Source organism: Microbacterium gorillae (assembly GCF_050990725.1).
Classification (GTDB): Bacteria; Actinomycetota; Actinomycetes; order Actinomycetales; family Microbacteriaceae; genus Microbacterium; species Microbacterium gorillae_A.
The window spans coordinates 3,378,762-3,398,947 of sequence record NZ_CP158844.1 but is presented as its reverse complement, the minus strand read 5'-3'; the positions used below and the strand labels follow the sequence as shown (position 1 = coordinate 3,398,947).

Annotated in this window: 19 protein-coding genes and 1 tRNA gene; 8 read left to right on the top strand and 12 right to left on the bottom strand. The window is 67.7% G+C overall.

Annotation, left to right across the window (positions count from 1 at the left end; translation table 11 throughout):
- Positions 1 to 46 precede the first annotated feature (46 nt).
- On the top strand, positions 47 to 538 hold the full coding sequence (locus tag ABTV68_RS15740) for a GNAT family N-acetyltransferase (protein ID WP_433677628.1): 492 nt from the start codon (positions 47 to 49) through the stop codon (positions 536 to 538).
- Position 539: 1 nt separating this feature from the next.
- Here ABTV68_RS15740 and ABTV68_RS15735 read toward each other — a convergent pair whose 3' ends face one another.
- The 3 genes from ABTV68_RS15735 to ABTV68_RS15725 all read right to left on the bottom strand — a co-directional run bounded on the left by ABTV68_RS15735 (position 540) and on the right by ABTV68_RS15725 (position 2,961).
- Positions 540 to 935, bottom strand: a complete 396-nt coding sequence (locus ABTV68_RS15735; RefSeq protein ID WP_433674644.1) for a YrdB family protein — start codon at positions 933 to 935, stop codon at positions 540 to 542.
- A gap of 237 nt (positions 936 to 1,172) precedes the next feature.
- Positions 1,173 to 1,928: a hypothetical protein gene (locus tag ABTV68_RS15730; RefSeq protein WP_433674643.1), complete on the bottom strand. Its 756-nt coding sequence runs from the start codon at positions 1,926 to 1,928 to the stop codon at positions 1,173 to 1,175.
- Positions 1,929 to 2,888: 960 nt separating this feature from the next.
- Positions 2,889 to 2,961 (bottom strand) — tRNA-Lys (locus ABTV68_RS15725).
- A 176-nt stretch (positions 2,962 to 3,137) separates the two neighbouring features.
- Between ABTV68_RS15725 and ABTV68_RS15720 the strand changes: the two genes are divergently transcribed.
- The 3 genes from ABTV68_RS15720 (at position 3,138) to ABTV68_RS15710 (ending at position 5,785) form a co-directional block, all read left to right on the top strand.
- Positions 3,138 to 3,767 carry a DNA-directed RNA polymerase subunit beta gene (locus tag ABTV68_RS15720; protein ID WP_433674642.1) on the top strand — a complete coding sequence of 210 codons (630 nt, stop codon included), beginning with the start codon at positions 3,138 to 3,140 and terminating at the stop codon, positions 3,765 to 3,767.
- A gap of 336 nt (positions 3,768 to 4,103) precedes the next feature.
- A complete protein-coding gene (locus tag ABTV68_RS15715) occupies positions 4,104 to 4,985 on the top strand; it encodes an aminodeoxychorismate lyase (RefSeq protein ID WP_433674641.1) in 882 nt (293 codons plus the stop codon).
- Entirely contained in the window at positions 4,985 to 5,785 is an 801-nt protein-coding gene (locus tag ABTV68_RS15710) for a hypothetical protein (RefSeq protein ID WP_433674640.1), read from the top strand. Before ABTV68_RS15715 ends, ABTV68_RS15710 begins: the two co-directional genes overlap by 1 nt.
- A 753-nt stretch (positions 5,786 to 6,538) precedes the next feature.
- On the opposite strand, the gene pstB is transcribed toward ABTV68_RS15710, so the two are convergent.
- From pstB to ABTV68_RS15675, 7 genes are all read right to left on the bottom strand, one after another.
- Positions 6,539 to 7,318, bottom strand: a complete 780-nt coding sequence (pstB, locus tag ABTV68_RS15705; protein WP_433674639.1) for a phosphate ABC transporter ATP-binding protein PstB — start codon at positions 7,316 to 7,318, stop codon at positions 6,539 to 6,541.
- Between the two features lie 15 nt (positions 7,319 to 7,333).
- Positions 7,334 to 8,437: a phosphate ABC transporter permease PstA gene (pstA, locus tag ABTV68_RS15700; protein ID WP_433674638.1), complete on the bottom strand. Its 1,104-nt coding sequence runs from the start codon at positions 8,435 to 8,437 to the stop codon at positions 7,334 to 7,336.
- Between the two features lies 1 nt (position 8,438).
- Positions 8,439 to 9,389, bottom strand: a complete 951-nt coding sequence (pstC, locus tag ABTV68_RS15695; RefSeq protein WP_433674637.1) for a phosphate ABC transporter permease subunit PstC — start codon at positions 9,387 to 9,389, stop codon at positions 8,439 to 8,441.
- A 65-nt stretch (positions 9,390 to 9,454) separates the two neighbouring features.
- A complete protein-coding gene (pstS, locus tag ABTV68_RS15690) occupies positions 9,455 to 10,588 on the bottom strand; it encodes a phosphate ABC transporter substrate-binding protein PstS (protein WP_433674636.1) in 1,134 nt (377 codons plus the stop codon).
- A gap of 143 nt (positions 10,589 to 10,731) precedes the next feature.
- A complete protein-coding gene (locus ABTV68_RS15685; RefSeq protein WP_433674635.1) occupies positions 10,732 to 11,670 on the bottom strand; it encodes an NUDIX hydrolase in 939 nt (312 codons plus the stop codon).
- A complete protein-coding gene (locus ABTV68_RS15680) occupies positions 11,667 to 13,829 on the bottom strand; it encodes an RNA degradosome polyphosphate kinase (protein WP_433674634.1) in 2,163 nt (720 codons plus the stop codon). The genes ABTV68_RS15685 and ABTV68_RS15680 overlap by 4 nt, the downstream gene beginning before the upstream one ends.
- Before the next feature lie 42 nt (positions 13,830 to 13,871).
- Complete coding sequence (locus tag ABTV68_RS15675; RefSeq protein ID WP_433674633.1) at positions 13,872 to 14,555, bottom strand: response regulator transcription factor; 684 nt, start codon at positions 14,553 to 14,555, stop codon at positions 13,872 to 13,874.
- Between the two features lie 82 nt (positions 14,556 to 14,637).
- Here ABTV68_RS15675 and ABTV68_RS15670 point away from each other — a divergent pair, with 82 nt between their 5' ends.
- From ABTV68_RS15670 to ABTV68_RS15660, 3 genes are all read left to right on the top strand, one after another.
- The gene (locus ABTV68_RS15670; protein ID WP_433674632.1) at positions 14,638 to 14,928 is read left to right on the top strand and encodes a hypothetical protein; all 291 of its coding nucleotides are present in this window, start codon (positions 14,638 to 14,640) and stop codon (positions 14,926 to 14,928) included.
- Between the two features lie 163 nt (positions 14,929 to 15,091).
- On the top strand, positions 15,092 to 15,700 hold the full coding sequence (locus tag ABTV68_RS15665; protein WP_433674631.1) for an FABP family protein: 609 nt from the start codon (positions 15,092 to 15,094) through the stop codon (positions 15,698 to 15,700).
- A 1-nt stretch (position 15,701) separates the two neighbouring features.
- Entirely contained in the window at positions 15,702 to 16,802 is a 1,101-nt protein-coding gene (locus tag ABTV68_RS15660; RefSeq protein ID WP_433674630.1) for a YgfZ/GcvT domain-containing protein, read from the top strand.
- A gap of 42 nt (positions 16,803 to 16,844) precedes the next feature.
- Here ABTV68_RS15660 and ABTV68_RS15655 read toward each other — a convergent pair whose 3' ends face one another.
- Together ABTV68_RS15655 and ABTV68_RS15650 are read right to left on the bottom strand one after the other, a co-directional pair.
- Positions 16,845 to 18,248, bottom strand: a complete 1,404-nt coding sequence (locus ABTV68_RS15655; RefSeq protein WP_433674629.1) for a phytoene desaturase family protein — start codon at positions 18,246 to 18,248, stop codon at positions 16,845 to 16,847.
- A 9-nt stretch (positions 18,249 to 18,257) separates the two neighbouring features.
- Positions 18,258 to 19,088 carry a class I SAM-dependent methyltransferase gene (locus ABTV68_RS15650; RefSeq protein WP_433674628.1) on the bottom strand — a complete coding sequence of 277 codons (831 nt, stop codon included), beginning with the start codon at positions 19,086 to 19,088 and terminating at the stop codon, positions 18,258 to 18,260.
- Positions 19,089 to 19,164: 76 nt separating this feature from the next.
- Between ABTV68_RS15650 and ABTV68_RS15645 the strand changes: the two genes are divergently transcribed.
- Entirely contained in the window at positions 19,165 to 19,914 is a 750-nt protein-coding gene (locus ABTV68_RS15645; RefSeq protein WP_433674627.1) for a phosphoglyceromutase, read from the top strand.
- Positions 19,915 to 20,186 lie beyond the last annotated feature (272 nt).

Below are 20,186 nucleotides of genomic sequence, written 5' to 3'. Positions count from 1 at the left end.
CTCCGAGATCATCACCACGGTGCGCCAGGTGCGTGCGGACGAGTGGATGCGTGTCAAGGAGCTGCGCCTGCGCGCGCTGGCCGATCCGGACGCGGACATCGCGTTCCTCAGCACCGTGGAAGCATCCAGCGCGGAGCCGGACTCGTTCTGGCAGGATCGCACGGAGAACGCGGCTGAAGGCAGCTCGACCGCCGCCCAGTTCATCGCGGAGCGTGCGGGGGAGTGGATCGGAACGGCCACGGTGCTGATCCAACAGGCGGGTTCCGTCAACGAGTTCGGCGTGCTTCGTCCGGCCGATCGCGCCATCATCGTCGGCGTCTACGTCGACCCCATGGCTCGCGGGGAGGGCGTGATCGACGATCTGCTGACCATCTGCGGTGCGTGGGCGCGTGCCGAGGGTCTGTCGGAGATCTTCCTCGACGTCCACGTCGACAATCTGCGTGCGCAGGCCGCGTATCGTCGTGCGGGTTTCGTCGCCACCGGTGTTCATTTCACGGCGTCGATCGGCGACGAACTGGAGATGTCGCGCCCGCTGTGATTCAGCGGCGATTCGCCGGGTGCTGTCCGCGGTGGGGGTCCAATACGTACACCGCGATCCGGTCGGCGAGCCACACCAGAAATCCGACGACCGCGACGGCAGTCAATCCGCCGACGGAGAGCAGGATCGCGACCGCTGCAACCAGAGCTGTCTCGATCGCGAGCCGCGCCGCCTCGGGAAGCGGGTACTCCGCTTTCGGCGAGAGGAATAGCGCCCACACCACCGCGACGACGACCACCGCGGCGATTCCCGTCGCCCACTGCCACCCGCCGGTGGTGAGACGCCACGCCGCCGTGAACGCGCCGATCAACAGTGCGAGCTCCATCACGAAGCGCACGATCAGCGCGGCGCGTCGGGCAGCGCCGCCACGGACCCAACCGGCCGGGTCTTCGGTCATGGAATCACCGTATCGGTGTGATGCGCTGCGGCGCACATTCACGGGTGTGAAGCTCGGGCCGTGCCGCTGGCGCGGTCACGCGATCATCGTCGCAACGGGCAGGACCTACGTTGGCTTCTCCCCGACGGGCCAACTTGCACGATTCGAGGCCTGCGCCGCAGAGGCGTAGGTGTGGGTCCGCTCGGTCGGCGTTCGTCGACATGCGCGAGCCCGTGTGAGAACGTGCCCGCTTGCGCTTCAGTCGAAGGCGTCCCGATAGGTGGCTTCGTCCTCTATGATCTTGAGGTCATGTCCGGGGAGCACATCATCAAGAGTGAGCCCTGGCGCGACGCCGCCGAGCTCGGGCCACACGAGGATCGGCTTGTCATGTGAAACGAGCTGGAACACAAGGCCGGCGGGATGAGCCGATCCGTACAGCGGTTGTCCGTCCGGGATTCCCTCGACACTGCCTGGTTCGTCCCCTTCACCTTCTGGTGCGTTGATCTGCCAGCCGTACAGAGCCACGGGCGTCCCCGGGGGGACGCTCCGGCTGACGGCCTCGACGCCCGCGGGCGCGATGAGGGCGACATAGACAACGCCATCAGACTGCTTCGGCAGGTCGCCGTACTGGACGGTCACATTCTCGATGCTCGCGATGACGGGTTTCACGACGACACCATTGGTTCGCGCGACATAACTCCCTTCGACGTAGCCGCTAATCGTGCCCGTGACGGCGATATCCGACCACTGGAGGATCTCGCTTGTGTTGGTCACGGGCTCGACATCGAGGCCGAGCGAACCCCAATCGCCGAGAATCTCCGACGACGTCGCGACTGTCTCTTGTGATGGCGGAGGGGTCGCATCCCGCCTATCTTGAGGAGATGCGCATGACACCAGTGACAATGCGAGAAGGACCGATGTGATGATCGGGTAAACGGAGCGGATCGGTCGACGCTTTCGCATGCCCGCGGCCGAATCGCCGCGCGGAGAGACGGTGTCGTCTTTGCTGGACATGGTTAGTATCTTCCGTTGATCAGTGGAACTTCAGTGGTGTGGTAGCTCGCCACAGTCGAAGGCGCGCTCACCACGCAGTTGTCGGCAGTCCCCGAGTATCGCGGGAGGTTTGTGAAGCGTCCGATCTCATGGCACATCGCTGTGCTCGCATGAGCTCCGCTCACGATGTCGGCGTTAATGACCATCGAGCCTTGATCGCGTCGAGTATGTCCCCAGACATTCAGAGGCTTGGCGAAAAGAGCGATGCCACTGGCGCGAGGAGGCAAGGCGACCCTAGGAGAGGGGTCCAGGTATCCGCCGATATCCGGCTGCGGAGCGCAGACGATCTGATGGATGTCGTACATATCAGTTTCCCACCATGCGGGGATGGTAATCCGGGGGAACAACGAACGGAAGGCTAAACACGCTCCGTGCCAACCTCACCACGGGGAAAGGCTGGCATTCTGTTGTCGTTGCGGGCGCCGTTGCTCGCCATATCCTTGTGCCTTCATCGACCGCGATGGAATGCAGGTTGGCTTTCGAAGCGGTGCGCCACATGATGCGCTCATGTTCGTGACGGTGAACATCGCGGGCGGCCATCGAAGGCAACCAGCAGATGGGTCACTGCGGCGGCGAGGTCGGGGCAAGCCGACATCGCGAAGGAGATCACCGCAGCGAAGAGTGTGGCGAGAAGGGGTCAGCTCTGTTCGTGCGAGTGACACTTCACGGCTTGCTCGACACCGCACCGCCGTTGGTCATCATCGCGGGTGCCGACGTGAAACCGGTCAGGGGCATGCTCGGCCACGCCTCAGCGGCGATGACGTTGCGACGTGTTTGACAACGACCTGGACGCCGTCGCTCTGGATCAGTCCGCTTCTCGCGCGAGTGTTGCCACTCTGGTGTCATCGAAGCCTGAGGTGGCGGAGAGTGAGGGGCGCTCGATCCCGGTGCTCTCTCCGAGAGCCTGCCGACAAGTCACGGTGGGCCCCGTGGGGCTCGAACCCACGACCCGCGGATTAAAAGTCCGATGCTCTGCCAACTGAGCTAGAGGCCCGTCCCTCCACTCTAGAGGTTCGGCGCGGTGTCGCGCTCCGCAGAGGACCCGGCGCGCGTGCAGGAACATGCGCCGAGCCCATGACCACTTCGGCGAATGTCTCATGTTCTCGGTGCATGTTCATCGATTCGGCGCACCTGGACCCTCGTGCTGGGAGCCGCGCGTACGCTGGATGGATGCCTGAGTCGTTCCATAAGCCGGTGCGTCGGCCGTCGTCGATGTTCGACACGATCTTCGGCGGACATGACCCGGCCGACACCTCTCGCGTGGCGCATTCCACCGCGCACGCGTTGCTGTCACGCGTGCGCGAGGATCCCGAAGCGGAGGTCGTCGAGCGGCTCGTCGCCTTCACCGCGGATCATGGCATCGACACCATCGCCTCACTGTGGTCTCAGGCACCGGCCCGCAGCCTCCCGGGCGCGCTCTGGCGGATTTACCTGCTGCAGCTGATGGTGCACGAGGACGCCCACACCTCGAGCATCATCTACGAGCGGGGACGCCACGAGCTCGCATCTGCCGATCCGATCGTCGCGGGAGCGCCGACACCGGCGGGGCCGGACGAGATGGTGGCGCTTGCTGATGCTATCCTCCGCGGAGTGTTTGACGGCGACTTCGCTGTCGCGCTCAATCGCGCCGCGTCCTTCAGCCGCGTCGAAGCGTCTGGGGCGACCCATCTCGCGGACGACTATGAACTCACCGAGCCGGAACGCTCCACCGCGCTCACGACGAAGGCTCTGCGGCTGTCCACCTTCGCTGCGGACCTCGATGCCGCGGCAGCGCACTGGCGCGCCGGCACCCTCACCTGAGACATCGTGCGCCTCACCTGACGCCAGCGCCGTCAGCGGAGTGCCCCGTCAGCACGTCCGTTCGCAGAGCGCCAAGCTCAGCAGCCCAGGATCCGTGCCCGATACCCGGCCGATGCCCAGACACGCCCGGCGCCACCTCCGCCAGCCCCGTGATCCCGAGGCGCGGAATACGTTCGCGCTCGACCGCGTTATGATCGAGTGCCGGGCCGCAGTAACCCCGGGCTCCAAAACTTGCCGCTCCGAGCGGCCTCGCGCCGAGAGGCGTTTCTGCGGCCCGGTCTTTCCATGTCCGGGCAATCCGCGCGTCGAGGATTCCGGCCGGACTAGGCTCGGGACATGACGCGTTTCGCACTGCTCATCCGGCCTGTTGCGGCCGATGACCACCGCTCCGGATTCTCCGACACGTTCGCTGAGACCGATCCGTCCGCCCCCGCTCTGTCTGTCGGAGAACTCAGCACGCAGCGCGGCGACGGGATCTTCGAGTCGATCGGCGTGGTCGACGGGCACGCGCAGGAGGTCGGACCGCACCTCGAGCGGCTGGAGCACTCGGCACGACTGTGCGATCTGCCCGCACCGAACCTGACCCAGTGGCGCGAGGCGATCGCCATCGCCGCATCGCACAGCGGACCGGGCGAGTACGTGATCAAGCTGATCCTCAGCCGCGGCGTGGAGCACGGACCCACCCCGACGGCCTGGGTGACGCTCGCCCCCGCAGCGGACAACTCGCAGGCACGCACAGAGGGCATCGCCGTGGTCACCCTCGATCGCGGCATCGACAGCGAAGCGCCCGCGAGGGCTCCGTGGCTGCTGCTCGGAGCGAAGACGCTCTCGTATGCGGTGAACATGGCGGCGATCCGCGAAGCGCACAAGCGCGGCGCGGACGACGCGGTGTTCCACTCGTCGGACGGCATCCTTCTGGAGGCCCCGACCGCATCCGTCGTCATCCGCACGGGTGACCGGTTCGTCACACCAGCGCCGGGCGCCGGAATCCTCCACGGCACCACGCAGATCAGCCTGTTCCAGTACCTGTCGTCCCGCGGATTCGAGGTCGGCTACGAGACGCTGCGCACCGAGGCCCTCGCGGAGGCCGATGCGGCCTGGTTGGTCTCCAGCGTGCGGTTGGCCGCGCCCATCACGTCGGTCGACGAGAGCGCGCTGACCGTCGACGACGAGCTCACGGCCGAGATGAACGCCTACCTGCTCTCGCCGCGCGACTGATGGCGGAGCTGATCGACCTCGTCGCCGGAGACGCCCGCGCGCGTCTGACTCCCACCGACGGTGCCGCCCTGCTGTCGCTGACCGTCGCGGGCGCGGAGTTCCTCGCGGCCGACCCGAGCGCCGCAGGCACAGGGGAGTGGGTCGGCGGCAACTACCCGCTCGCTCCCTGGCCGGGCACCGTGCCCTCACGGGTCGCCCAGAACGGCACCGATCGGATCGACCTGCCGAGCCGCAGCCAGGGGAAGATCTCGCATGGATTCCTCCTGGAGCGCACGTGGGAGGTCGTCGGGCAGGGGACCAGCTGGGTCGAGTTCGAGTACGAGATCACCGACGGGCCGTGGCAGGGAGTCGCGTGGCAGTCGTATCAGCTCTTCCCGGACCGACTCGACGTGAATCTTGAGCTGACCCTGGAGCAGTCCGCTCCGGTGGGGCTCGGATTCCATCCGTGGTTCGTTCGAGAAGCCGACGGGAGCCTGCCCGAACTCGACGCGGACTTCGACGAGCTGATCCTTGCGGACGATGCCGGTGCCGAGACGCTCTCGGACGAGCCTGCGGCGACGCCGCGCAACGCCGTGCATCGTGGTGCCCGCATCGTGCCGCGGCTGCGCTGGAAAGACGGGCGCACGCTCGCGGTGGAGAGCGAGTCGCGGGTCTGGGTCATCTACGAGCAGGACCCGCGCGGGATCTGCGTGGAGCCGTGGACCTGCACACCCGGCGAGTTCGCGGCAGGAGAGCGGATCACGGACGCCGGAGGAACAGAGGCGCTGTCGATGACGCTGCGGTGGTCGCAGACGCGCTGATTCCGCGCGCCGATCGGCTTCGCTCGGGAGCATGCCCATGACGGCCGACGACCCCCGGATGTCACGAGCGGCACTCCGAGAGACAGTATTGCGAAGGTCGCGGTGAAGGCACTGGTCGCGCGCATCAGCAAGCTCGCGGGCAGAATCCTGCGGGACTCGACGCTCGGCCGGGGAAGCCAGGGCCGCAATCGTGATGATCGCCATGAGCAGGATCGCGACGATTCCGCGAGCATGAGCGCATCGGGCAACGGATTCAGCCAGAGCAGTCGTAGCAGTGCCAGCACTGTTGCGTCCGCCAGTGTCAGCAGGGCACTCGGCGCGGACCAGCTCAGTGCTGCCACCGCTCCGCCTGCCCGACGCCGAACGCGACTCCGATCACGCCGGTGGCGCCCCTGCTTCGCCGGCGAACTGGGGAGTCGCTGCCGCGCACGCTCACATGCTCGCAGGCGTTCGGCGAGTCGCTTGCAGCTCAAGCAGGTCGTCTGACGAACTGGCCGCGACAGAGCAATCGCCAGCGTCCCTGCGCGTCCCGAACGGAGGGGATTTCGTCCTGGCGAGTACCGAAAGCGCGGAATCGTCCTCACTTGGCGACAATGTCCTCGTTTCGCGACGTCGGCGGCGCAGCCAGCGCTGCGACGCACGCCGGCACGATCGCATACGCAGTGATGCGCTTACCCCACTCGCCCGCCGCACACCAAGAACACAGAACGGGGCCGGCTCCGAAGAGCCGGCCCCGTCACAGGAAACCGCGAATCAACCGAAGCGGCCCGAGACGTAGTCCTCGGTGGCCTGCACGGACGGGGTCGTGAAGATCGTCGTGGTGTCGGCGTACTCGATGAGCTTGCCGGGCTTGCCGGTGCCGGCGATGTTGAAGAACGCCGTCTTGTCGCTTACGCGCGACGCCTGCTGCATGTTGTGCGTGACGATGACCACGGTGTAGTCGTTCTTCAGCTCGTTGATGAGCTCCTCGATCGCGAACGTCGAGATCGGGTCGAGGGCGGAGCAGGGCTCGTCCATCAGGATCACGTCGGGGGAGACTGCGATCGCGCGCGCGATGCACAGACGCTGCTGCTGTCCGCCGGACAGGCCGGAGCCGGGCTTGTCGAGCCGGTCCTTGACCTCGTTCCACAGGTTGGCCCCGCGCAGCGACTTCTCGACGAGCGCGTCCTGGTCGGACTTGCTCATACGCGAGTTGTTCAGCTTGACGCCCGCCAGCACGTTCTCCTTGATGGACATCGTGGGGAACGGGTTGGGGCGCTGGAACACCATGCCCACCTGACGGCGAACCATCACCGGGTCGACACCCGGGCCATACAGGTTGTTGCCGTCGAGGAGGACCTCGCCCTTCACGTGCGCGCCGGGGATGACCTCGTGCATGCGGTTCAGGGTGCGCAGGAACGTGGACTTGCCGCAGCCGGACGGGCCGATGAACGCGGTCACGGTGCGCGGCTCGATGTTGATGGAGACGCCCTCCACGGCGAGGAAGTCGCCGTAGTAGACGTTCAGGTCGTTGACCTCGATGCTCTTGGACACGATGTTCCTTTCGGCTCAGCGGCCGGTCTTGGGGGCGAAGAACTTCGCGACGAGACGCGCGACGAGGTTCAGCACCATGACGATGATGATAAGTGTGAGGGCACCGGCCCAGGCCCGATCCACGTAGGCCTCGGGCGGGATTCCCTTGTTGGCCCACTCGGTGTAGACGAACACCGGCAGGGTCTGCATGCGCCCGTCGAACAGGTTGTAGTTCATCGAGGCGGCGAAGCCTGCCGTGATGAGCAGTGGCGCCGTCTCACCGATCACACGGGAGATGGCCAGCATGATGCCCGTGGTGATTCCGGCGATGGAGGTGGGCAGCACGACCTTGAGGATGGTCAGCCACTTCGGCACACCCAGCGCGTAGGCCGCCTCCCGCAGTTCGTTGGGAACCAGGCGCAGCATCTCCTCGCTGGAGCGGACGACCACCGGGATCATCAGCACGGCGAGAGCCACGGAGCCCATAATTCCCATGCGCACACCCGGTCCGAAGATCAGGGCGAACACCGCGTAGGCGAACAGACCCGCGACGATCGACGGAATACCCGTCATGACGTCGACGAGGAACGTGATGCCGCGGGCGAGCTTGCGACCCTGCCCGTACTCCACGAGGTAGATCGAGGTGAGCAGGCCGATCGGGATGGAGATCACCGCGGCGCCGAGCGTGATGAGCAGCGTTCCGATGATGGCGTGCAGCGCACCACCGCCCTCGCCCACGATGTTGCGCATCGAGTTCGAGAAGAACATGACGTCGAAGCGTGCAACGCCGTAGGCGATGACCGTCCAGGCCACCGAGACCAACGGGATCATCGCGATGACGAAGGCGCCGGTGACCAAAGCGAGCACGAGTCGGTCGGTGGCCTTGCGGCGACCCTCCACGATGCCCGAGAGCACTGTCACGAGCACGACGTAGGCGATGCCGGAGACCACGAGCCAGCCGGCGATGCTGAAGGCCTCACCGCTGGCCGCGGAGACGAGGGCGAAGACGGCGCCCAGGGCGACGATCAGTCCGCCGAGCAGAGCCCAGGGGGCCCAGCGGGGGAGCTGACCGCGCGTGAGCGGAGCAGAGGCGGGAGCGGCCACGGTGGGAACGCTCGGGGGGACGATGGTGGAGGTCATCTCAGTTCGCTCCCGAGAATTCCTTGCGACGATTCACGAGCCAGCGCGCGGCGGCGTTGACGGCGAACGTCACGACGAAAAGGATGAGGCCGGTGGCGATGAGCACGTTGATGTTCACCTTGTACGCCTCCGGGAACGTCAGCGCGATGTTCGCGGCGATCGTCGAGGGGTTGAGCGAGGTCAGCAGCTGGAACGAGACCGTCCCGGTTGCAGAGAGCACCATGGCGACGGCCATGGTCTCGCCCAGTGCGCGGCCGAGGCCGAGCATGGAGGCCGACACGATGCCCGAGCGACCGAAGGGCAGCACGGCCATGCGGACCATCTCCCAGCGCGTGGCGCCGAGGGCGAGTGCAGCCTCCTCGTGCAGCTTCGGGGTCTGCAGGAAGATCTCGCGGCAGATGGCAGTGATGATCGGGACCACCATGACAGCGAGCACCATGGCCGCGGTGAGGATCGTGTTGCCGGTCTTGGAGACGTCGCCGCCGAACAGCGGGATCCAGTTGAGGTTCGTGTTCAGCCACGCGTAGACGGGCTGAACGGCCCCGGGAAGCACGATGATGCCCCAGAGGCCGAAGACCACGGACGGGACCGCGGCGAGCAGATCGACGATGTAGCCCAGTGTCTGCGCCAGTCGGCGCGGCGCGTAGTGGGTGATGAACAGCGCAACGCCCAGGGAGAGCGGCACGGCCATCAGCAGGGCGAGGAAGGCCGCCCAGATGGTTCCGAAGAGCAGGGGCCAGACGTAGTCCCAGAAGTTCGTCTTCAGAACCGATGCATCCTCGCTGGTCGCCGTGAAGGCGGGCAGGGACTGCACGATGAGGAAGATCGCAACAGCGGCCAGCGTGACCAGGATCATGGAACCCGCGAACAGCGCGGCTGAAGAGAACCAGATGTCTCCGGCGCGTCGTTTGGCGACGATGGGTTCATCGGTCGCGGCAGTGGTGGCTGACATGTCGCCTTTCCGTGAGGTGAGCAGAGGTGAGGGGTGCGGACCGGCGGTCCGCACCCCTCAGGTCATCACTTGATGGCATCCACAGCGGTCTGAGCCTTCTCGCGGAGCGTGTCCGAGATGGGCGCCGAGCCGGCCGACGTGGCGGCGGCCTCCTGGCCGGCCTCGCTGATCGCGGCGGAGAAGAAGCCCTTCGCCAGCGCACCGATCTCGGCGTCCTTGTACTCGGCGCAACCGATCAGGTAGCTGATGAGCACGACCGGGTAGGCGTCCTTCGCCGTGGTGGTGCGGTCCAGCTTGATCGCCAGGTCGGTGGCCTCGCGGCCCTCCTCGAACGGCGACGCGTCGGCGGCAGCGGCAGCACCCTCGGCAGAGTGACCGACGTATGCCTCGCCGACCTTCACCTTGACGGAGGCCAGGTCACCGGCCTGGGACGAGTCGGCGTAGCCGATCGTTCCCTCGCCGCCCTTGATGGCCTCGATGACGCCCGAGGTGCCCTGACGGGCCTCGCCGCCCTCGAAGGGCCACTCCTCGACCGAGCCGTAGGTCCAGGCGTCAGCACCGGTGGCCGACAGGTAGTCGGTGAAGTTGCCGGTGGTGCCCGACTTGTCGGAGCGGTGCACCGGGCTGATGGTGCTGTCCGGCAGCTTCACGTCGGGGTTCGTCGCGGCGATCGCCGGGTCGTTCCACTTGGTGATGGTGCCCGCGAAGATGCCGGCGAGGGTGCTGGGGTCCAGATCCAGGCTCTTGATGTCGGCGCCCAGGTTGAACACGATGGCGATCGGCGAGATGTACGCCGGGATCTCCACCAGCGCGCTGCCGTCGGCGCACGCCTCGAAGGTGCCACCCGAGATCTCATCGGTCTTGAACGCGCGGTCGGAGCCCGCGAAGTTGAACGCGCCGGTGCCGAACGACTCGCGGCCCGCGCCCGAACCCTGCGGGTCGTAGCTGATGGTCGCGTCCGGGTTCGCGGTCTGGAAGTCCTTGGTCCACGTCTGGATCGCAACCTGCTGCGAGGTGGCGCCACCGCCGACGAGGTCACCCGCGAGAGCGGCGGACGTGGTGGTCTCGGTCGAAGCCGAGGAAGAGCCGTTGGTCGGGTCCGTGGTGCCCGAGCCGCCCTCGTTCGCGGCACAGCCGGCGAGCGCGAGAGCGGCGACGGCGCCGATGGCGCCGATCTGAACAAAGCGGGTGAGCTTCACGAGGTGAATCCTTCACTGTGTCGGTTGGTGCCCTGGTGCAGGCACACGACGAACGTAAGCGTGGACTCTAAACAGGTGTCGCTGGCTACGTGAACGGGAGGTGAACGGGCGATCTCAGTTCACTGCGTACGCCGCGGCGTCGCTCAGACCCGGGACTCGTACGTCTCGATCGAGACGATGCCGGATCCGGGGTTGGTTGCCGACAGGTGAACGACGCTGAACGAGGCGGGTTGCAGCTCCGCGGCGTCCACGAGATATCGGCCTTCGACGGTTCCGGTGGCGAGCGCGATCTCATGGAAGATCTTCGGGATCAGGGGTCGGTGGCTGCACAGCACAGCCGGCTTGCGCGAGCGCACCCGCTTGCCGACGATCCCGCGGATGTCGTCCTCGCCCGCCTCGAACGCGTCCTGACTGATGCCCTCGGCCCGAACGATCTCGCGCCCGAGTGATGCCGCCAGCGGTACCGAGGTCGTCACACAGCGCACCGCGGGGGAGGAGATGATCCGCTTCACCCCGAACGCGCGCAACGGACCCGCGATCTGTGCGGCCTGCTTGGTGCCGCGTGCGGTCAGCGGACGAGCAGCATCTTCGCCCTTCCAGTCCGCGCGGGCGACGGCACGCGCGTGACGCAGCACGATGATCGGGAACGTCTCCAGCGCCCCGTCATCGACCAGCCGCAGGAAGTTGTCGAGGATCTCGACGTCGACCGGATAGCTGAGATACGTGCGGGCCTTCTTCGGCGACACCCACTCGATCCCGGCGACCTCGCGGTTGGGCACGAAAGCCGATGCCCGCAGCGCCGCCTCCGTGGCCTCCGCCGTCCAGTAGTGCACGATCTTCTGCTTGCGGCTGGGGAGGTGATAGCGGGAGACCCCGACGGGCGCACCGAGGACGATGCGCACGCCGGTCTCCTCGAACACCTCGCGCACGGCCGTCTCAGCGAGTGTCTCGCCGGGATCAACCTTTCCCTTCGGGAGCGTGACGTCGGCGTACTTGGTGCGATGGATGACGAGGATGCGCAGCTTCCCCTCCACCATGCGCCAGACGACCGCGCCGGCCGCGTAGACCGCGGTGTCGCTCATCGCACCGCGCGAGCGCGGCGACGCCGCGCGATCTGGGCCATGGTCGCATCCTGTGCGTCGACGAGCGGAGCGCCCTTCGCATCCACCGAGTGCCGCGTCCACTCGCCCTCGGGGCCGAGGTGCCAGGAGCTGGTGCCCTCGTCCATCGCCAGGGCGAACAGGTCGCCGAGCTCCGTGAGATGCGCCGGCGCGACCACGCGGATCAGCGCCTCCACACGACGATCGAGGTTGCGGTGCATCATGTCGGCCGAGCCGATGTAGAACTGCGGGTCGCCGTCGTTGTGGAACGCGAAGATGCGGGAGTGCTCCAGGTAGCGGCCGAGGATCGAGCGCACCGTGATGTTCTCGCTGAGGCCGGGGACGCCGGGCTTGAGGCTGCAGATGCCGCGCACCCACACCTCCACCTTCACCCCGGCGCTGGAGGCGCGGTACAGGGCATCGATGATCTGCTCGTCCACCATCGAGTTGACCTTGATGCGGATCGAGGCGTCCTTGCCGGCGAGGGCGTTGCGACGCTCCTTGTCGATGAGTCGCAGCAGTCCCTTGCGAAGGTGACGCGGAGCCACCAGCAGGCGCTTGAACTTCTTCTCGATCGCGTACCCGCTGAGCTCGTTGAACAGACGCGTGAGGTCCTTGCCCACCTGATCGTCGATCGTGAACAGGCCGAAGTCCTCGTACAAGCGCGACGTCTTCGGGTTGTAGTTGCCCGTCCCCACGTGCGAGTAGTGGCGGAGCACGCCGTCCTCCTCGCGGATCACGAGCGCCAGCTTGCAGTGCGTCTTCAGACCGACGAGGCCGTAAACGACGTGCACACCGGCCTTCTCCAGCTGGCGCGCCCAGCCGATGTTGGCCGCCTCGTCGAAGCGGGCCTTGACCTCCACCAGCGCGAGCACCTGCTTGCCGGCCTCGGCGGCGTCGATGAGCGCCTGCACGATCGGGCTGTCGCCGGAGGTGCGATACAGGGTCTGCTTGATGGCGAGCACGTGCGGGTCGCGCGCCGCCTGCTCCAGGAACGCCTGGACACTGGTGGCGAAGGACTCGTACGGGTGGTGCACGAGCACGTCGCCGTTGCGGATCGCGCCGAAGATGTCGGCGCGGCTCTCGTTGCCGACGGGACGGAACGGCACGGCCGTCACCGGGACATGGGGCGCGTACCGCAGCTCGGGACGATCGATGCGCGTCAGCGAGAACAGCGCGCGCAGGTCGAGCGGGCCGGGGAGGCGGTAGACCTCCTGATCGGTGATCGACAGCTCCTTCAGCAGCAGCTCCAGCGTCACCTCGTCCATGTCGTCGGTGATCTCGAGACGGATCGGCGGTCCGAACCGGCGACGCATGAGCTCCGCCTCGAGGGCCTGGATGAGGTTCTCGGTCTCATCCTCCTCGATGACCATGTCCTCGTTGCGGGTGAGGCGGAAGGCGTGGTGATCGATGACCTCCATGCCCGGGAAGAGGTCCCCGAGGTGGTTGGCGATGAGGTCCTCGATGAGGATGTAGCGCACGCCGCCCGAACCCGGCACCTCGATGAAGCGCGGCAGCATCGGCGGCACCTTGAGTCGCGCGAACTCGGTGCGACCCGTGCGCGCGTTGCGGATGCGGATGGCGAGGTTCAGCGACAGGCCCGAGATGTACGGGAAGGGGTGTGCGGGGTCGACGGCTAGCGGCATCAGCACGGGGAAGACCTGCGCCTGGAAGTACTCGGCGAGGTGGGCACGGTCTGCGTCGTCCAGGGCGTCCCACGACACCACGGAGATCCCCGCCTCGGTCAGCGCCGGGCGCACCGAATCGGTCCACGCCTGCGCGTGACGCAGCTGCAGCCGGTGAGCTTCTGCCGAGATGTCGGCGAGCACGTCGGCGGGTGCGCGACCCACGTTCGTGGGGACGGCGAGACCGGTGATGATGCGACGCTTGAGACCTGCGACGCGCACCATGAAGAACTCGTCCAGATTGCTGGCGAAGATCGCCAGGAAGTTCGCGCGCTCGATCAGCGGGGTCGTCGGGTCCTCGCCCAGCTCCAGCACGCGCTGGTTGAACTTCAGCCAGCTCAGCTCGCGATCCAGGTAGCGGTCGTCGGGGAACTGGTCATCCGATTCCACGGCAAGCACGTCGAAGTCGTCGTCGTCCTCGCCCAGTCCGGCGTCAGGAATCGTCGTGTCGATCATGTGCTCATCCTTACAGTGGCGGGTGACGAACAGGTTAAGCGCTCAGCGGACGCTTTCCGTCTGCTGCTCCTCTTCGGAGGCGTCGAAACGATAACCCACGTTTCGCACCGTGCCGATGAGCTGCTCCATGTCACCGAGCTTGGCGCGCAGGCGGCGGACGTGGACGTCGACCGTGCGGGTGCCGCCGTAGTAGTCATAGCCCCACACCTCGCTCAGCAGCTGCTCGCGCGTGAAGACGCGAGACGGATGGGTGGCGAGGAAGTGCAGCAGCTGGAACTCCTTGTAGGTCAGATCCAGCGGACGACCGTTGACCTTCGCTGAGTAGGACGCCTCATCGATCGTGATCCCCGAGGTCTGCACGCGCGTGGGCCGCTCATCCATCGCCGCGGCGCGACCCAGCGCGAGCCGCAGCCGCGCATCGATCTCGGCGGGGCCGGCCGAGGTCAGCAGCAGGTCATCCACGCCCCAGTCGGGCGACAGTGCGGTGAGTCCGCCCTCGGTGACCACCACCAGCAGGGGGGAGTTGATACCCGTGGTGCGCAGCAGCCGGCACAGCGACTTCGCCGCGACCAGGTCTGCGCGTGCATCCACCAGGATCAGATCCGAGTCCGGGGCGGCGACCAGCTGCGCCGGTGTCGCCGGGATCGTGCGCACCGTGTGGCTGAGCAGCTCCAGGGCGGGCAGGGCTGCATCCGGTGTCGAACTGAGCACGAGCAGTTGCGCCACGCCGATTCCTCTCCTGCGGCTAAGCCCCCATGATATGCCGCACTCGGGAGCGGTCCCGCGCCAGGTCTGGGAGAATGACGTCATGTCACAGCCGCAGCTCGCTCCGCGCTCGCCCCTCATCGGCATCGCGGCGGTCTGGATCGTCAGCGCGTTGATCGCCGTGGCGGTCGGGATCGTGGCACCGCTGGACCAGCGTGTGGGCTGGCTGTGCGTTGGACTCGGGATCACCCTGATCGTCGCCTTCGCGGTGCAGATCTTCTCCGCACCCGCCCAGGGGTTCATCGGGCGCATGGGTGCGAGCATGCTCGGGGCCCTCGTTGTGATGGGTCTGGTGTCCGCGGGTTTCGGACTCGCCGCACTGAGCGGTCTCTGACCCGCGGGAAGCGGCAAGCGGGCTAGAGTGGATCTCATGGACCTCTTCGCACTCGAGATGCTCTTCGTCGGCCTGCTGGGCCTCGCGTCGCTCGCCATCGCGTTCGTCGCGGGCGTCGTGGTCTACAACCTCTTCCGCGGCCAGCGCTGATCGCGCGCAAGCCATGATCGAGCTGCCCAGCGATCTGCCCGCAGACCTGGTGCCGCTGTCCTGGCTCCTCGGGGTCTGGGAGGGCACCGGTGTCATCGACTACACCGCCGGTGATCATCACTTCACGGGCGAGTTCACGCATCGCGTGAGCTTCAGCCATGACGGCGGCGACGCGTTGAACTACTCCGCTACCGCTGTGCTGACACCGGTGGACGAGGGCGGAGAACGGGTTCGGCTGAACTCCGAGGTCGGGTTCTGGCGCATCGCTCGTCCGCGCGGGGCTTCTGATGTCGGCCCTGGGTTGCTGCCGGGAGCGGAGGCACTTGTTGCCCGCACGGTGGAGGACGTCGAAGCGCTGCGAAACGCCGATGACGCCTTCGATATCGAGGTGTCCATTGTTCATGCGGACGGCGTCACGGAGCTGTATCTCGGACAGGTGAAGGGTCCCCGTATCGACCTCGCCACAGATGCGGTGCTGCGGCCGTCGTCCGCGAAGGATTACGCGTCCGCCGAGCGAATGTACGGCCTGGTGCAGGGACACCTGCTGTGGGCCTGGGACATCGCTGCCCTCGGCGCTCCGCTGGCGTCCCACGCTTCGGCTCGCCTGGCGAAAGTGTCCTGAGATGGCTGGCTTCGCCTCGCTGCCTGGTGCCGTCCTCGACGGTGACGCGGTCACGCATTTCGGTGAGCCGCTGCGCGAGCAGCGCACGCTGGAGCAGGGACGCGCCCTTGCTCCGCTGGGCGATCGCGCCATCGTCGCGCTGAGCGGACCCGATCGGCTGACCTGGCTGGACTCCATCACGTCGCAGTCGGTCGCCCATCTTCCCGCCGGCTTCTCGTCCGAGTTGCTGGTGCTGGATCCACAGGGGCGGGTCGAACACGCCGCGGGCATCATCGACGACGGCGAAACGGCGTGGCTCCTGGTCGACCGCGATGACGCCGACCCGCTGTCCACGTGGCTGTTGCGCATGCGCTTCCGCGCGCAGGTGGACATCGCCGTGCGCGACGACTTGCGCGTGATCGGCTACGTCGGCGACGCGGCGGGGGAGCAGGTCGCTTCTGTCGCTCCCGATGCCATCGTGTGGCACGACCCGTGGGGCGTCGTCGCCGCGGGCGGGTGGCAGTACGCCCAGGTCGCCGATCACCCGGGTGCCGAGCGCGACTGGCGCGAGGCGATCGTCACGACGGAGCAGGCGGATGCGCTCGCCTCGAATCTCGGCGAGCTACGCGCGGCCGGTGTACTGGCAGCGGACGCGCTGCGGATCGCGGCCTGGCGGCCGCGGTGGGCGCGCGAGCGCGACGATCGGCTGATCCCGCACGAGGTCGACTGGATCCGCTCCGCCGTGCATCTGAACAAGGGCTGCTACCGGGGTCAGGAGACGGTCGCGAAGGTGCACAACCTCGGTCACCCGCCGCGCCGCCTCGTCATGTTGCATCTGGACGGAAGCGACAGCGTGCTCCCCGCCCCCGGCGATGAGGTTCGCTCGGAGGTCGACGGCGATGAGGTGGGCCGCATCACGTCCAGCGCCATGCACCATGAGCTGGGACCGATCGCGCTCGCGGTGGTCGCGCGTCGCATCCCGGCCGATGTCGTGCTGCACGTTCGCTCTGGCGAGACAGACATCACCGGTGCACAGGAGGTCGTGGTCCCGGCCGACGCAGGCTCGGTGGCCGACGTGCCGCGCCTGACGCGGCTGTCGCGCCGCCCCCTGAAGCAGGACTGAGCCGCTCCTGCTCGCTGCCCCACTGGGCTTGCGGCATCAGGGTCAGCGGGCGAGGTCGCGGAGGGCCAGCTCGGCGGCGTTGACGCCGCACATGCCGTGCACGCCGCCCGCCGGCGAGGTCGACGCGCCGCCGAGGTAGACGCCGCGGACGCCGGTGGTGAAGCCGCGCTTCCCCATTCGCGGGCGCGCGATGAGCTGTCGCAGGGTGGTGGCACCGCCGCCGATATCGCCCCCGAGATACGCGGCGTTGTGCTCCTCCATCGCGGCAGGGCCACGAGTGCGCACGGCGAGGATCTGCTCGCGCACGCCGGGCGCGTAGTTGTCCAACTCGCGGAGGAGCCGCTCGGTCTCATCGTGCGGCCAGCCGTTCGGCACGTGGGCGTAGAGCCAGAGCGGGTTGACGCCGTTGTGCGAGCGCGTCGGGTCGACGAGGTGCGGCTGCGTGACGAGCATGAACGGGTGCTCCGGCATGCGGCCCCGCACGACGTCGGCCTCGGCACGTGCGACCTGCGTGAACGTGCCGCCGAGGTGCACAACGCCGGCGCGGCGGAGCGCATCGTCGCGCCAGGGCACGTCGCCCTCGATCGCGATGTCCAGCTTGAACGCTCCGGGTCCGGGGCGGAACCGGCGCCACGCTCGGCGGACCCCCGCCGGAACGTCGACCATCGTGAGGGCGCTGCGCGGCGGGACGGTGAGAATGACGATCTCGGAGTCGAGCTCGTCCACGCGCGCGACGCGCCGACCGAGTTCGATCCGCCCGCCGAGCTCTGCCAGCTCGGCGAGCAGCGCGGACGTGAGCGACCCCGCACCGCCGCGTGGGAAGGGCCAGCCGTGCGCGTGCAGCGCGGTGGTCAGCATCGCCGCCACCGAGCTCGACAGCGGAGCGGTCAGGCTTCCGATCATGTGCGCTGCGATCCCGCCGAACGCGGCCGCGTTCTCGGGACGCCGGAACCCGCGCGCCCACCAGGACGCCGGTGGGGCGGCCCGCAGTCCGAGTCGGACGAGCGCCAGCGGGTGGCGAGGGATCGAGACGACGGGGGCGAACGCGGTGTCGAAGACTGCGTCGGCGTCCCGCGTCAGGGGGTCGAACAGGCGCTGCCACAATGCGCCGTCTGCGCCCATGCCCTGCGCAGTGCGTTCGAGGTCGCGGAAGACCACACCGACGCCGCTGTCTGTCGGATGAGCGACGACCGTGTCGTGATGCAGCCACTCCAGGCCATGGCGCTCCAGATTCAGAGACCGGAAGAACGGCGATGCCACGGCGCCGGGCATAGCGGTCGAGCAGTCGTCATGGCGCACCCCGGGCAGCGTGAGTTCGCTCGTACGCGCACCGCCGCCGGCCACATCGGCGGCCTCGAGCACGGTCACGCGCACACCGGCCTGCGCGAGGCGGATCGCCGCGGCGAGTCCGTTCGGGCCGGACCCCACCACCGTTGCCGTCGTCACCTCGCCAGCCTAGCCCGCGACTTCCGGCGCAACCGATGCCCAGTCCACGGTGAGCTCGCCGAGCTTCGCACGCGTCTTCGGCGTTCGAACCGGCCATCCTCCCGCACGCAGATCGGCGACCACCGCGAGCCAGCGTTGCACCGCGCCGAACGTGCCGAGGCCGACGTTGCGATCCCAGGATGCATCCAGGTCAGTCATCAGCCGATGCACGCGTTCGCCCGGCACGTTGTGGTGGATCAGCGCCTTCGGCAGGCGCTCCGCCACGATGCTCGGACGCTCGAGCTCCGCGAGGCGCAGCGAGATCGTGAGGTTCCGCGGGTTCGCCTCGCTGTCGAGAGAGATCCAACTCGACACCCGACCGATCTCGTCGCAGGTCCCCTCTACCAGGATCCCGTCCGGCGTGAGCCGAGAGCACATCATTCGCCACGCATCGGCGACGTCCGCTTCGTCATACTGGCGCAGCACGTTGAACGCGCGGATCACCGTGGCGGGCCGCAGGGAGGGAACTTCGAAGCCACCGCGCGCGAACGACACGCGGCTGTCGGCGGGGAATCGCGTGTGGCCCTCGCGGATCTCCGCGAGCTGCGCCGTGGCGCGGGCAACACGCTCCGCGTCGATCTCCAGCCCCAGAACCTCGACCTCCGAGTGCGTGCGGCGAAGCCGGTCGTAGAGCTCGAACGCGGTGACACCACTGGCGCCGTAACCGAGGTCCACGACGAGCGGCGAATCGGCTCGTCGGAGGTGGGGCTGTGCGCTGATCCACCGATCCACACGGCGGAGTCGGTTGGTGTTCGTCGTGCCGCGTGTGGCGTGACCTGCGGGAGAGACGGGACGCGGCATGCATCCATTCTCTCGTGCCCGTGTCATCCGGCGTCGCGCACGTGAACGGCGCTGGTGCCGCCGGTAGGCTGGAGACATGACCGAGCCGTACACCCTCATCCTTCTTCGCCACGGCCAGAGCCAGTGGAACGAGCTGAACCTGTTCACCGGTTGGGTGGACGTCCGTCTCACCGACCAGGGCAAGGCCGAGGCGGCCCGCGGCGGACAGCTGCTGGCCGAGGCCGGCATCCTGCCCGACGTGCTGCACACGTCCCTGCTCAGCCGCGCGATCCAGACCGCCAACATCGCGCTGGACAACGCCGACCGCCTGTGGATCCCGGTCAAGCGGTCCTGGCGACTCAACGAGCGTCACTACGGAGCGCTGCAGGGCAAGGACAAGGCCGAGACCCTCGCGGAGTTCGGTCCGGAGCAGTTCCAGCTCTGGCGTCGTTCGTTCGACGTGCCGCCGCCCGCGCTCGCGGACGACAGCGAGTTCAGCCAGGTGAACGACCCCCGCTACGCGGGCATCGACGGCGACATTCCGCGCACCGAGTCGCTGAGCCTGGTCATCGACCGTCTTCTGCCGTACTGGGACGCCGAGATCGTTCCCGATCTGCGCGCGGGCAAGACCGTGCTGGTCACGGCCCACGGCAACTCGCTGCGCGGCCTCGTGAAGCACCTCGACGGCATCAGCGACGACGACATCGCCGAGCTCAACATCCCGACCGGCATTCCGCTGGTCTACAAGCTCGACGCCGACCTCAAGCCGATCGCCCCGGCCGAGTATCTCGACCCCGAGGCTGCCGCCGCGGGAGCTGCAGCAGTGGCGAACCAGGGCAACAAGTAAGGCTCACGCGCAACGTCCCCGCACCGGATCGGTGCGGGGACGTTCACGTTCGCGGGGCTGATGGCCGATCACGCCCCGGATCCGGTCGAGTGGTCTCGCTATCCGCTCCAGCTCGAGCTGTGTCGAACCGTATCTGAGACCAGCGTGCTGGTGGCTCTCAGATCCTGCTCCTCAACTCGCCTCTGGCAGCGCCGACGGAGACCGGTCCGACGACCGGAACGACGAAGCGGCGCGGTCCGCCACCCCTGACGTGGCCCGCGCCGCTTCATCGG